General features: G+C 65.0%; 10 protein-coding genes. 3 read left to right on the top strand and 7 right to left on the bottom strand.

Annotation, left to right across the window (positions count from 1 at the left end):
- Nucleotides 1-65 precede the first annotated feature (65 nt).
- From BS38_RS0118100 to BS38_RS0118085, 3 genes are all read right to left on the bottom strand, one after another.
- The gene (locus BS38_RS0118100; protein ID WP_043439195.1) at nucleotides 66-629 is read right to left on the bottom strand and encodes a TetR/AcrR family transcriptional regulator; all 564 of its coding nucleotides are present in this window, start codon (nucleotides 627-629) and stop codon (nucleotides 66-68) included.
- Nucleotides 630-1,091: 462 nt separating this feature from the next.
- Nucleotides 1,092-2,288 (bottom strand): McrC family protein, encoded by a 1,197-nt coding sequence (locus BS38_RS0118090; protein WP_043439192.1) that lies wholly within the window; start codon nucleotides 2,286-2,288, stop codon nucleotides 1,092-1,094.
- Between the two features lie 100 nt (nucleotides 2,289-2,388).
- Nucleotides 2,389-4,620, bottom strand: a complete 2,232-nt coding sequence (locus BS38_RS0118085; RefSeq protein ID WP_028272077.1) for an McrB family protein — start codon at nucleotides 4,618-4,620, stop codon at nucleotides 2,389-2,391.
- Nucleotides 4,621-4,834: 214 nt separating this feature from the next.
- Between BS38_RS0118085 and BS38_RS0118080 the strand changes: the two genes are divergently transcribed.
- Nucleotides 4,835-5,107: a PspC domain-containing protein gene (locus BS38_RS0118080; protein WP_028272076.1), complete on the top strand. Its 273-nt coding sequence runs from the start codon at nucleotides 4,835-4,837 to the stop codon at nucleotides 5,105-5,107.
- A gap of 94 nt (nucleotides 5,108-5,201) precedes the next feature.
- Here BS38_RS0118080 and BS38_RS0118075 read toward each other — a convergent pair whose 3' ends face one another.
- The 4 genes from BS38_RS0118075 to BS38_RS0118060 form a co-directional block, all read right to left on the bottom strand.
- Nucleotides 5,202-5,450 (bottom strand): membrane protein, encoded by a 249-nt coding sequence (locus BS38_RS0118075; RefSeq protein WP_028272075.1) that lies wholly within the window; start codon nucleotides 5,448-5,450, stop codon nucleotides 5,202-5,204.
- Between the two features lie 151 nt (nucleotides 5,451-5,601).
- Nucleotides 5,602-6,018, bottom strand: coding sequence for an acyl-CoA thioesterase (locus BS38_RS0118070; protein ID WP_028272074.1), 417 nt, complete (start codon nucleotides 6,016-6,018; stop codon nucleotides 5,602-5,604).
- A gap of 53 nt (nucleotides 6,019-6,071) precedes the next feature.
- Nucleotides 6,072-8,114 carry an ABC transporter ATP-binding protein gene (locus tag BS38_RS0118065; RefSeq protein ID WP_028272073.1) on the bottom strand — a complete coding sequence of 681 codons (2,043 nt, stop codon included), beginning with the start codon at nucleotides 8,112-8,114 and terminating at the stop codon, nucleotides 6,072-6,074.
- Nucleotides 8,111-9,844, bottom strand: a complete 1,734-nt coding sequence (locus BS38_RS0118060; RefSeq protein ID WP_028272072.1) for an ABC transporter ATP-binding protein — start codon at nucleotides 9,842-9,844, stop codon at nucleotides 8,111-8,113. Before BS38_RS0118060 ends, BS38_RS0118065 begins: the two co-directional genes overlap by 4 nt.
- Nucleotides 9,845-10,350: 506 nt before the next feature.
- Here BS38_RS0118060 and BS38_RS25605 point away from each other — a divergent pair.
- Both BS38_RS25605 and BS38_RS0118050 read left to right on the top strand, forming a co-directional pair.
- Nucleotides 10,351-11,118, top strand: coding sequence for a hypothetical protein (locus BS38_RS25605; RefSeq protein ID WP_051629008.1), 768 nt, complete (start codon nucleotides 10,351-10,353; stop codon nucleotides 11,116-11,118).
- A 79-nt stretch (nucleotides 11,119-11,197) separates the two neighbouring features.
- On the top strand, nucleotides 11,198-12,106 hold the full coding sequence (locus BS38_RS0118050; RefSeq protein ID WP_081818962.1) for a class F sortase: 909 nt from the start codon (nucleotides 11,198-11,200) through the stop codon (nucleotides 12,104-12,106).
- Nucleotides 12,107-12,152 lie beyond the last annotated feature (46 nt).

Below are 12,152 nucleotides of genomic sequence, written 5' to 3'. Positions count from 1 at the left end.
TACCCGGGCGTCCGAGACCGCCGGACACGGCGCTCCGACCGCCGGCCTGCTGGCCGCGGTCAGGCCTACGGCCGGTACTGCTCAATCAGAGTCCGGGCCATCGCCTGCGCACGCTTGGCGGCGCCGGCATCGCCTTCCGTCGCGGAGATGATGGACCCCTTCATAAGGATGTGCCACGAGCGGGAGAAATCCTCGGTGTCGCGGAGTCCCGCCTCCTCGGCGAGCTGCTGGACGTGGCCGCGGATCCTGGCAAGATAGTCGATGCTTGCCCGTCCCAGCGGATGGTTGGCGCCCATTTCCAGCAGGACGTTGATGAAGGAGCATGCTTCAAAATCGTCGCGACTGAACCAGTCGCCGAAGACGTCGAAGATGGCCAGTAGCTGCTCGGTGGGCGTGCCGCCGCGGCGCCGTGCGTCCGCGACGATCATGTCCACGGTCCAGACTCGGTCGCGCTGCTCCAGGAAGGCAAGTACGAGTTCATCTTTGGAGGCAAAGTGCCGGTAGAACGTTGCCTTGGCTACGCCCGCGCTGCTGATCAGCTCGTTGACGCCCACATCGCGGATACCCCGGCGTGCGAACAGCTGGTATGCCGTGTCCACGATCCGCTGCCTCGCGTCGGCGAGGCTGATCGCAGCCTCGGCCTCCGGGGCAGGCTCAATCACTGAGTGGTCTGGCGTGGGGTTCACTACAAATAGTCTAGCGCAAAGGGGAGACAGACTTGTCTGTCTGAGATAAAATTCTTTACATTCCGGTCGGTCGAATTCCCAGGCGTTTGAGCCAGAGCGCTTGTGCCACAGGAGGGTAAGAGATGCCGAAGAAATTGCTGTCAGCCGCAGAGTCCCATCAGGGGGATCCGTGGCAGGCGCGGTCCGGGATCCATGCCGTTGGGGGGCCCGTACGCGGGCGCGTGAATCTTGAGCCGATTCGCCACCAATCGTGGGAAATCATCAATGCAATCCTGACGGACAATGACCCGGAGGGGTCAGAAAACCGCAATCAGCTGCGCCGTTGCCTCAACAAAAACCGGGGCAACCCTGAGAGGGCCTTGCTCATGCACCTCATGTCAATGCCGGGCCGCTCCGCGCCCGCAGTCATTGATTAAGTCCTGCCTGCCGCACCACTTCGCCCCAGGACTGTTGTGCCAGGTCAGCAACAGCTGCCAGGATGTCCGACGGCGGCAGGGACAGATCAAGCGGGTACTCCACCACGTCGATGTCCGTGTGAAGGATGCGGCGGAGTTTCATTTCCCCCGAGCCTGCGTACACAAGCCAGGCAGTGGGCACGCGTAGGGCCGTACAGTAGGCCAGCATCTGGAAGTGGTCAGCGGACAATGACGCGCCCTGGTCCGTGGCCGCCCGGTACTTGGTGTCGTAGACCACCACGGGGCGGCCGCCCAGGAGGTGGACTGCGTCCGGATTCACGGTAAGCCGGTCCGAGTCGCGCACCGCCTCGTTCAGCAGGGCGTTGTACTGCAGCCGCATCTCGCCGGGATACGCAGCCATGGCTTCGCGAAGGGCAGTGCCCACAAAGTCTTCGAAAACCTGGCCCATGTCCACAACGAACGACGCCGTCTGCTGCTTTCCGTCGCCGGCTTCGGCTGAGGCGTTGCGCAGGATCACCTCGGAGAGGCGGAGCACCGCGTGGTACCGCGCGTTCATCCTCGTCGCCTGCCACGGCGGCAGGGGCGCTCCGGACTGAAGCCGCGTGACGGCGTCGAGCTTTCCCTTCAGCTGCCGCAGGCGGCTCTGGACGTCCGGCCGCACGCGCGGAACCTGGGCCATGCGCTCCAGGGCGGCCCGCAGGATGCGGTTCTCGGCGATGTCTTCGGTGAATTCGTCATACGAAACTTCCAGCGGCACCAGCATGCCGGGGCGGCGCGAGATCTGGTCCGAGATCCGGATCCTGCCCTTCACGGTCCGCAGCGATTCGTCCACTGTGAGGTAGCCCTGCAGGACCCCGCGGCTCAGGGCGCGGTCCGCCAACTGTGCCAGCGATTCAGCCAGCGCACTCCACAGGTCCGAGTCCTCGACGGCGGCCACGGGGTCATCGCGGAAGCCCTGGTTCCCGGCATAGCTGAGGAGGAACAGCAGCCGGCTGAGGCCCAGGCGGTCTTTGGGCCGCACTTCCAGCTGCACCGTGGGCGTCCGCACGGACCCCACCATGCCCACCGGCTCGATCCTGAACAGGCCCATGCCCATGGGGGACGCCTTGGCCAGGCCGCTGGCGTTCAGGAACGCGGCACTGGCGGCGTCAAGCTTGTCCACCACGCCGCCGGACAGCTCGTCCAGGACAATGTGGCGGACGGCCTTGCCGGCACTGGACGGCTGGCGCGCTGGCAGTGGCGGTACCGCGACGGCGGGCCTTAAGCCTTGAGCCGGCAGCAACTCGTTAGCGGGACGCAAGGCGGCCCAGCAGCTGCTCCAGCCCGAAGCGCTCCTGCAGCTGGGCCCGGTTCAGCTGGCCATGGTAGTGCTCTTCAAGGAGCGGCATGAGCTCGTATTTCCAGATCCGGCGCAGGCCCGCGGGAGTCTGGGCGGCCTTCTTCATGAAGTAGGACGGCCCGATCATGAGGTCGCGGTCCCACTCATCAATCGCGTCGTTGAGGGCGTCCAGGAGGAGCGCCGGGGTGGTGTCCAGGTTCCGGGCCTGCAGGAAGCGAAGCAAAGAACCCTTCACCGGTTCAGTCTTGGGGTGCAGCTCAATGAAGGAGAACCGCCGGCGGATGGCCGCATCCATCATGGCGATGGACCGGTCCGCGGTGTTCATGGTGCCGATGATGTACAGGTTGTCCGGCAGCGTGAACGGCTCGTTGGGGCTGTACTGCAGGTAAATCCGGTCGTCGCGGTACTCCAGCAGGAAGTAGAGCTCGCCGAACACCTTGGCCAGGTTGGCACGGTTCATCTCATCGATGATCAGGAAGTAGGGCTTCTTCTCGTTGCCGGGTTTGGCAGCCTCTTCCGCGAGGCGGCGCAGCGGGCCGGCCACCAGCTTGAAGGAAACCTGCCCCTCGTCCGTTTTGTCCGGCCGGAAGCCTTCGAAGAAGTCCTCATAGGCGTATGACGGGTGGAACTGCACCAGCTTGACGCGCTCGTCGGTGCTGTCCCCGGCAAGTTCGGCGGCGAGGTGCTTGGCCAGGTAGGTCTTGCCTGTTCCGGGCGGACCGTAGAGCACCAGTTGCCGGTTCTCCTCCAGGAGTTCGGCAATTTCCTGCAGCGGTTCCAGGTCCATGTGCAGGGACGCGGCGAACTCCTCCGTTAGCGGACGGAACCCCTCCGGGACGGGTTCGACGACGGCGGCCGGCTCGGCGGCGTCGTCGGCCTCCGCTTCCGCTTCGGCGGGCAGCAGCGCCTGCAGCGCCTGCACTACCCGGGTGACATCGACGATGACCCCGGGCGTGGCCAGCTGGCGCTGGACGTGGCGGGGAAGGTCCGCCATGCTGTGCGCGTCGTCGAACCAGCGGACCTTGCGGCGCATCCGGCGGTTGTCCTCGTTGTGCTCGGGCTCGCCGAGCACCCCGCCCAGTCGGACGGCACCGGCGTGCTGGTACAGGACCAGGTCGCCCGGCTTCATGACGGTGAGGAAGGCGAAGACGGCGGTCTTGTTGTCCTCGCGCTCCACATAGCCGAGGTGCTTGTAGTCCTCGTCCACGGCGTGCTGCACGACGCCCGCAGTGACGCCGGCATCCAGGAGGCGCAGATGCTCGACGTCGAGCGTCACCTTCTCCTCCCCGTGCCACGCCGCCAGGAGGTCCTTCACGTCATGGTGCGTGCGCAGCAGCCAGGCACGGCGGCCCGGGTCCCCCACCTTGCGCCACTGGCTCACCAGCTGGCGGGCGTACCAGTCGATGCGCTGGCCGGCCTGCTTGTCCAGGTAGAGGCGGATACGGTGGATATCAGCGGTAATTTCGGCTTCGCTGTCACCCTTGGCGCCTCCCACCAGGGAGGCGAACGCGTCCCGGATTTCCTGCCGCTCCACGTCAGCCACCACCGGCTCGAAGTAACTGGGCCAGGCCAGGTACTCAATGCTGCGGCGGATGGCCGGCTGGTCGTCCGGGGTTCCGGACGCGAGCTGATGGAATGCGAGGGGGTCCTTCAAGGCCTTGGTCACGGCATTCGTGGACTGCTGGTCAACATGCTGCACGAAGCGGCACAGCCACTTCAGGTGGTCCCAGATGGTCCAGTTGAACTCGGCGGTGCGGTCGCGGATAACGCCGTGGTCCGTCATGCCTTCGTAGAGCTCGTCCGGGAGTTCCAGCGGAGGCTCCAGCCAGGAGGCCGCTTCAGCCACGCGGGCACGCTTGACCTTCAGCGACTTGACCTCGTGCGCCAGCGGCAGCGACTGCAGGAACAGCAGCTCGACCGCCAGCTGCTTGGCTGCGCGGGAGGCATCCGAGAGGTTTTGCCGCAGGTTGGTCATCATGGGCGCCTTGGAATCCGCGACGCCCCGCTCCAGCCGCTCCAGCAGTTCGCCGGCAGCTGCGGTGGTCCATGTCTGGGTCCGTCCGTCCAGTGCTGACGGCTTTCCCTGCAGGCCTGCCCCGAGGACAAACCACGCCGCGTCCTCGATCTCCTTGGAGATTCCGGGGGCGCGGGTCATGGCAGGCTTCGCGGTGGGGGTCATGCGTTCAAATTTACAGGCTTAACCTGAACGGCAGCACCACGGGGCACTATAAGTTACTGCCCGGTAGGGCTTTGGCCATTATGTATGTTTACATGGCGGCGCCGCCGGGTCGCGCCTGGTTAGCGTCCTTGGCCACGCCCGGCATCCGTGGCTTTCGGCCCTAGGAAGGGCGGCGGGGACGGCCATAGTCTGGCGGCACTACGAGGAGCGTGCCATGACTTTTAACGAGCTGACCCAGAAGACATTCGCGGCGATCCGGGCAACGGGGCTCAGCCGTGGACCGGACAGGTGGATCGGCGGCGTCTGCGGCGGAATCGCAGCCAAGCTTGGCGTGGACCCCAACGCGGCCAGGATCGTTTTCCTGGTGCTGTCCCTGATACCGGGCCCTGCCGTCACGTTCTACATCTGGGCCTGGATCCTCCTGCCGGACGGCACCACAAACCGCATCTACCTCGAGTCGTGGCTGAGCAACGACTCGAGGACGTAAACCGACCTAAGCCGCGCTGCGGCGCGGTTGCGCAGACGCTGCGGCGCGGCGCGTGACTCTGACGGCGCGGCGCGGTGCCGGTTGATCCGGGACGTCAGCGCTTAGCGCTGGCGGGCAGGTTCTTGCGTCCGAACGCGAAGTAGCTCCCCGGACCGACGAAGTTGATCAGCGTGACCGCACGCCACAACGCCTTGCTGCCGCGGATCTGCTCCGCGGGCCGCCGGGAAATGTCCCGCTGGGCCGCGATCAGGAGGGAGAGTTGCACGGCCGCCGCCACCAGGGTCCCGAACCGTGCGAGCGGCGGCATTTCCTTCCAGGACTTCTTCTTTTTCTGAGTGGCCATGGCCGATGCTCCCTTGCTCGTGGATTTGTTGCGTTGTTGGACTTGGTGCGTTGTTGGACTGGATCCGTTGGTGGACTTGGTGCGTTGTCCTGGCGCCCCTGTAGTGACGATCATAGGGACGCCGCCCCGCCCCAAGGTAGGGGCTTTGGGCTCAGGCCGTGTACGGGGCCAGGCGCTCCTTCTGTTCCGGGGTCAGCCGCAGCACCCTGCCGGTAGCCTCATCCACGAAGGCCAGATGCGTGGTGGCCTTGACGCAGTCCTCCCTGGTCACCGGGTCCTGCAGCAGGTAGTGGATGTCGAAGCTGGCACCTTTGACGGCACCGATCCACAGCTGGACCACAGCCGGAACATTCCGGTAGTCGAGCGTCCTGACGTACCGGATCTTGTGCTCCACCACCAAAGCCATGGTGCCCTCTGCCACGTCGTTGAAGAGGGACACCTGCGGCTCGATGCCGGGCAGGCCGGCGCCGCGGGGCGGTCCGAAGGCCGCGATGCGGGCTTCCTCCAGGATCCGCACGATCTGCACATTGTTGACATGGCCGTAGGCATCCATGTCTCCCCAGCGCATGGGCACCTGGACCTCGATGCGCCGGCCGCCTGTCACGGTCCGGGCGGCGGCGCTCAGCTTCGGACCGCCGTCGTGTTGTCCGCGGAATCCGCCAAAGCGGCGCCCGCGTCCTCGCCGGCGAACTGGGACATGTAGAGGCGGTGGTAGGCGCCCTTGAGTTCGAGCAGGTCGTGGTGGTTGCCCTGTTCCACGATCCGCCCGGCCTCCATGACCAGGATGGTGTCGGCGTCGCGGATGGTGGACAGTCGGTGCGCAATCACAAAGCTGGTGCGGTCCGTCCTCAGTGCTGCCATGGCTTTCTGGACCAGGACTTCCGTACGGGTGTCCACGGAGCTGGTTGCCTCGTCCAGGATGAGCAGGGACGGGTTGGCCACAAAAGCCCGTGCGATGGTGATGAGCTGCTTCTCACCTGCGCTGACGTTGTTGCCTTCCTCATCGATGACCGTGTTGTAGCCGTCCGGCAGTGCCCGGACGAACCGGTCGACGAACGTTGCCCGGGCGGCCTCCATGACCTGGTCCTCGGTGGCGTTGAGGTTTCCGTATTTGATGTTGTCGTAGATGCTGCCGCCGAACAGCCATGCGTCCTGCAGCACCATGCCCACCTTGGCGCGCAGCTCGGAACGGCTCAGGTGCGTGATGTCCACGCCGTCCAGCGTGATGCTTCCCGAACTGAGCTCGTAGAACCGCATCACCAGGTTGACCAGGGTGGTCTTGCCTGCGCCGGTGGGTCCGACGATGGCCACGGTGTGACCCGGCTCGGCGGTGAACGAAAGGTCCTCGATCAAGGGCTTGTCCGCCGAGTAGCTGAACGTCACGTGCCTGAAATCGACGTGGCCGTCGGTCTTGGCGGGCAGGTGCTCGGTGGCGGTTTCGGCATCCTGTTCGTCCGCATCCAGGAATTCGAAGACGCGTTCCGCCGAGGCAACGCCGGACTGCAGCATGTTGGCCATGCCTGCCATCTGGCCCAGCGGCTGCGTGAACTCCCGCGAGTACTGGATGAAGGCGGTGGCGTCACCCAGGCTCATACCGCCGGAAGCCACCCGCAACCCGCCGACCACCGCGATGCCCACGTAGCTGAGGTAGGAGACGAACTGCATGACCGGCATGATCATGCCGGAGACGAACTGGGCGCCGAAGCTGGCCTTGTAGAGGGCTTCGTTCCGTTCGTCGAAGCTTGCCAGGATGTCCGCGTCGCGGCCGAAGACCCGCACGAGGTCGTGGCCGGAGAACGATTCCTCGATCTGGCCGTTGAGCTGGCCGGTGTTCTTCCATTGCGCGGCGAACAGCTTCTGGCTGCGCGAGCCGATGATGCCGGCGGCCACGCCGGACAGAGGGAGGGCGACCAGGGCGATGAAGGCCAGCTGCCACGACACAACGAACATCATGATCACGATGCCGAGCACCGTCAGCGCGGAACTGAGAAGTTGCGCGAAGGCCTGCTGCAGCGCCTGCTGGATGTTGTCGACGTCGTTGGTGACGCGGGACAGGGTGTCGCCACGCTGGCGGGTGTCGAAGTAGTTCAACGGGAGCCGGTTGAGCTTTTTCTCGGTGTCGTCACGCAATTTGCGGACCACCCGCATCACGAGCACGTTCAAAACGTAGCCCTGCAGCCAGGTGAAGATGTTCGCCACGAAGTACATCACCAGCACCACGCTGATCAGGAACGACAGCTTCTGGAAGTCGATTCCCACACCGGGGACGAGTTCCATCTTGGCGATCATGTCCGCAAAGTTGTTCTCGCCCTGGGCGCGCAGACCGTCGACAAACTGGTCCTTGCTGACTCCGGAGGGCAGTTGCTTGCCCACCACTCCCCCGAAGATGACGTCCATGGCCTGCCCCAGGATTTTCGGGGCAACGACGTTCAGCACGACGGCGACTGTCACCATTGCGAGGACCACGGCGATGCCGGCGGCCTCGGGTTTCAGCAAGCCCATCAGTCGCTTGGCGGAGGGCCAGAAGTGCTCTGCCTTCTTCGCCGGCGTCCCGCCGAACATGTCGCCGTCGGCCTCCGTGGGCTTGTATTCCTCTTCGTAGAAATCGTCCTCTTCCGCGGGAACCGTGTCCTGGCCGGCCGCGAGTTTTTCGTTGGTGCTCATGCCACTTCCTCCGCGGTCAGCTGGGACTCGACGATTTCCTGGTAGGTGGTGGAACTCAGCAGCAGTTCATCGTGCGTTCCCCGGTCCACGATCCGGCCGTTGTCCAGCACCAGGATCTGGTCGGCATCGGCAATGGTGGACACGCGCTGGCCCACAATGATGACGGTGGCGTCCGCCGTCTTTGCCTTGAGCGCACGGCGCAGCCGGGCATCCGTGGCGACGTCGAGCGCCGAGAAGGAGTCGTCGAACAAGTACACCTTGGGCTGGGTCACCAGGGCTCTGGCGATGCACAGGCGCTGGCGCTGGCCGCCCGAGACGTTGGTGCCGCCCTGGGCGATCCGGGATTCGAGCCCGTTTTTCTTGTCCCGGACGAAGTCGGCAGCCTGGGCCACCGTGAGGGCGTCCCACAGCTCCTGGTCCGTGGCCTCCGTCTTGCCGAACCGCAGATTGTGCTCGATGGTCCCGGAAAAGAGGTATGGGCGCTGCGGCACCATGGCCACCCGGCCGGTGATTTCGGAGCGTTCCAGGTTGGTGATGGGGACGCCGTCGAGCAGTACTTCACCCGACTCGACGTCGTAGAGCCGCGGCAGCAGCGACAGCAGGCTGGTCTTGCCCGACCCGGTTGACCCGACGATGGCCACGGTCTGGCCGGGCTCGGCCGTGAAGCTGATGTTACTCAGGACAGGTTCCTCGGCTCCCGGGTAGGCGAAGGAGACGTTGCGATACTCCACGCGTCCCGTCCGCCGGGCGGGCGCGACGGGCACGGCCGGTTCATGGATGGAGGGCTCGACGTCGAGCACTTCACCGATGCGGTCCGCGCAGACCGAGGCCCGCGGAATCATCATGGCCATGAATGTGCCCATCATGACCGCCATGAGGATCTGCAGCAGGTACTGCAGGAAGGCGGTCAGCGAGCCCACCTGCATGTCCCCCGCATCCACGCGCTGGCCGCCGAACCACAGCACGGCTGCGGTGGAGACGTGCAGGATCATGCCGATGGCCGGGAACATGAGGACGAACAGGGAGCCAATCTTCAGCGAGACGTCGGTGAGATCGCGGTTGGCTTCGCCGAAACGCTCCGTCTCGTGCGGTTCACGGACGAAGGCCCGGACCACGCGGATGCCAATGATCTGCTCGCGGAGAATGCCGTTGATGCGGTCGATTTTCGTCTGCATGGAGCGGAAGAGCGGCATCAGGCGGACCACCAGGTAGCCCACCACGGCAATCAGGACGGGGACGGAAACCCAGACCAGCCAGGACAGGCTCAGGTCCTCGCGCAGGGCCATGATGATGCCGCCGATGCACATGATGGGCGTTGCCACCATGAAGTTCAGGCCCATCAGCACGAGCATCTGCACTTGCTGGACATCGTTCGTGCCGCGCGTGATCAGGGTGGGCGCGCCGAAAACGTTGACGTCCTTGGCCGAAAAGCTGGTCACTTTGCGGAAGACACCGCGGCGGAGGTCCCGGCCGAATGCCATGGCTGCCTTGGAACCGAAGTAGACGCCGGTGATGGCGGTGGCCACCTGGACCAGCGCAACGCCGAGCATCAGCCCGCCCGTCCTCCAGATGTAGTCGGTGTCGCCGCGGGAGACGCCCTCATCGATGATCTGGGCGTTCAGGCTGGGCAGGTAGAGGGCAGCGATGGTGGATGCCAGCTGGAAAAGAATGACTGCCGCGATATACGGCAAATACGGCTTGGAATAGCGCCGTATGAGGGTGACAAGCATGCCCGGGAGTCCTTTGGAAAGTGCGCGAAGTGTATGCAAGAAAGTAATACCAGCGGGGACTGACACTCTCAGCCTTCCCACTCTACGAAATTCGTTGCCTCGGCGAAACAACGCCCGGGAAATATCATCCGAACGGCGTACCGGCCAAGGGCCGTCTTGTCGGCCGGTTTGCAGGGGCCGCAGCGCCGCTGCAGCCCCAGGCGCAGTCGCGGTCGCAGTCGCAGTCGCAGTCGCAGTGCAGCGTGCACACGTGCACCCTGTTACGGGAGAAACGGGTGTCACCCCTCGGTTCAAAGGGGATTGGCTGTGAAAAACGAGTGCCCAGTCAAGTACCGGCCACTCGCGATTACGCAGTGTTTGAGGCTTAGCGTGAAGTGGTCAGATAGTTGACAACTCTGCAGGAGAGTCGCAGGTGATCTGGGCATCTACGAACAACGGTCGGCTCCTCCATGGGCCTCCCGTTCCCGCAGTCTGGTCAGTCCAAAATGATCCAGATGGAGAATCCCATGAAGAGAATCCTCGCAACTGCCGGAGTTGCCGGCATTGCGTTAATTGGCGTCACGGCGCCGGCAAATGCCGGCGACAAGGGCGATGACAACGACAAAAAAGTCAGTATTTGCCACGCAACGGGCTCGGAATCGAACCCGTATGCCCACATCACCGTCAGCGAAAACGCGGTCAACGGAAACGGCGGCCATGCTTCGCATGAAGGCGACCTGATTCCGGCGCCGGCGTACGGCTGCCCGGGCGGCAAGGATGATGACGACGACGACTCGGGCCACGGTCCGGACAAGATCACGATCTGCCACGCCACGGGATCCGAGAAGAACCCGTACGTTGTCATCACGATTCCGGAAAAGGCCTGGTGGCACGGCCACAAGGACGGACACAACGGCCGCGCCGACATCTACCCGGTCCCGGCCGGTGGTTGCGTCGCAGATGAAGAGGAAGAGGAAGAGAAGCCGCCGGTCGTTGTACCGCCCGTCGTAGTCCCGCCGGTGGTAACACCTCCGGAAGTGACACCACCGGCAGTGACACCACCAGCAGTGGCTCCGCCGGCACAGGTTCCAACAGGAGCTGCAGCGGCACCGGTCGGGGCGGCTGCAGCGGTACCCGTGGTCAACCGGGGCTTTAACGCCCAGACTGCGGCCGGAAGCCAGCCCGACGCCGGAATGCCGGCCTGGTTCGGCGGCCTGGCAGCGCTCCTCGGGGCGACGGGGCTGATTGCCCTGAGGCAGCGGGGACGCCTGCAGGACGTGCCCGGATCCAAATAGGGCCGATCCTGCGGTGAGGACGGGCATCCGCCATCGCGGTGCGATGCCCGTCCATACCACTCTCCCTGGAGGAGTTCAGATGTCCTTCCCCGGCAACAAGCCCGCAGACAGCCCGCCCCTTGGCAGCCGGACCGCTGTCCCGGAGGCGGGCGAGAGCCAATCCCCCACGGCTATTCCTAGCCCCGCTGCCGGCGAGCGCCAATCCGCCGCAGGCTGGCGGCTCAGCCATCTTGCCCGCAAGCTGCCCTTCCTGAAACGCCTGTCACTTAACCGTGGCGACCGGCTGTTGCTGCTTGCCGGCGTTGCGGCCTTCTTCGCCCTGACGTTCCTGCCGGGCCTCCTCAGCGCCGGGAACTCCTCTGGCGGGACCGGACTCCATCTGGAAGCTGCTCCGTATTCACGGTCCGCCATCCCGGGGAATGCCGTCCCGCCGGATACGTTCGCCTGGAGCGGCAAGGGCTCGGCGGCCCAGGCTGGCAGGAAATCACCGGCTGCGGCGCCCGCGGCACAGCAGCCCACGCCGGCCGTTCCCAACTATCCACCGGCCGCGGCGCCCACCCGGATCGTGTATCCCTCTGCAGGGCTGGACGTCACCATCCATCCGCTCACCCCGGCGCCGGAGGAACTGGAATCCCAGGCGATCGTGCCGCCGATCACTGTGGACGGTTACTGGGTGACTAACTTCGGCATGCCCGGCGCCGGGTCCACCAACAGCACCTACATCCTCGGACACAGCTGGGAGGGCCGCGACGCCCCGTTCAACCGGCTCAGCGCATCGAGTTCCCCGGGGGACATCCTGGAAGTCACCACAGCAACGGGAACCATGCGGTACCGGGTGGATTCGGTGGACACCTACGTGAAGTCAAGCCTGAAGGACAGTCCCATCTGGACCGGTTTTCCCAACCGCCTGGTCCTCATCAGCTGCTACACGGAAGACCCCTGGGGCAAGAACGTGGTGGTGGTCGCGTCCCCGGTCCCGGAACCCTGAGCCCTGAGCCCTGAGCCTGAATCCTGAGCCCTGACGACGACGGCAT

It is taken from the genome of Arthrobacter sp. UNC362MFTsu5.1, from assembly GCF_000685965.1.
Classification (GTDB): domain Bacteria; phylum Actinomycetota; class Actinomycetes; order Actinomycetales; family Micrococcaceae; genus Arthrobacter.
The sequence above is the reverse complement of the archived record's forward strand: the minus strand, read 5'-3'. Positions and strand labels throughout refer to the sequence as shown.

What these genes read in the sequence shown, in the direction of transcription:
- BS38_RS0118085 (WP_028272077.1), bottom strand. Translation starts at nt 4,620, where the DNA reads ATGACCCCCACCGCGAAGCCTGCCATGACCCGCGCCCCCGGAATCTCC.
- BS38_RS0118080 (WP_028272076.1), top strand. Translation starts at nt 4,835, where the DNA reads ATGACTTTTAACGAGCTGACCCAGAAGACATTCGCGGCGATCCGGGCA.
- BS38_RS0118075 (WP_028272075.1), bottom strand. Translation starts at nt 5,450, where the DNA reads ATGGCCACTCAGAAAAAGAAGAAGTCCTGGAAGGAAATGCCGCCGCTC.
- BS38_RS0118070 (WP_028272074.1), bottom strand. Translation starts at nt 6,018, where the DNA reads ATGCGCTGGGGAGACATGGATGCCTACGGCCATGTCAACAATGTGCAG.
- BS38_RS0118065 (WP_028272073.1), bottom strand. Translation starts at nt 8,114, where the DNA reads ATGAGCACCAACGAAAAACTCGCGGCCGGCCAGGACACGGTTCCCGCG.
- BS38_RS0118060 (WP_028272072.1), bottom strand. Translation starts at nt 9,844, where the DNA reads ATGCTTGTCACCCTCATACGGCGCTATTCCAAGCCGTATTTGCCGTAT.
- BS38_RS25605 (WP_051629008.1), top strand. Translation starts at nt 10,351, where the DNA reads ATGAAGAGAATCCTCGCAACTGCCGGAGTTGCCGGCATTGCGTTAATT.
- BS38_RS0118050 (WP_081818962.1), top strand. Translation starts at nt 11,198, where the DNA reads ATGTCCTTCCCCGGCAACAAGCCCGCAGACAGCCCGCCCCTTGGCAGC.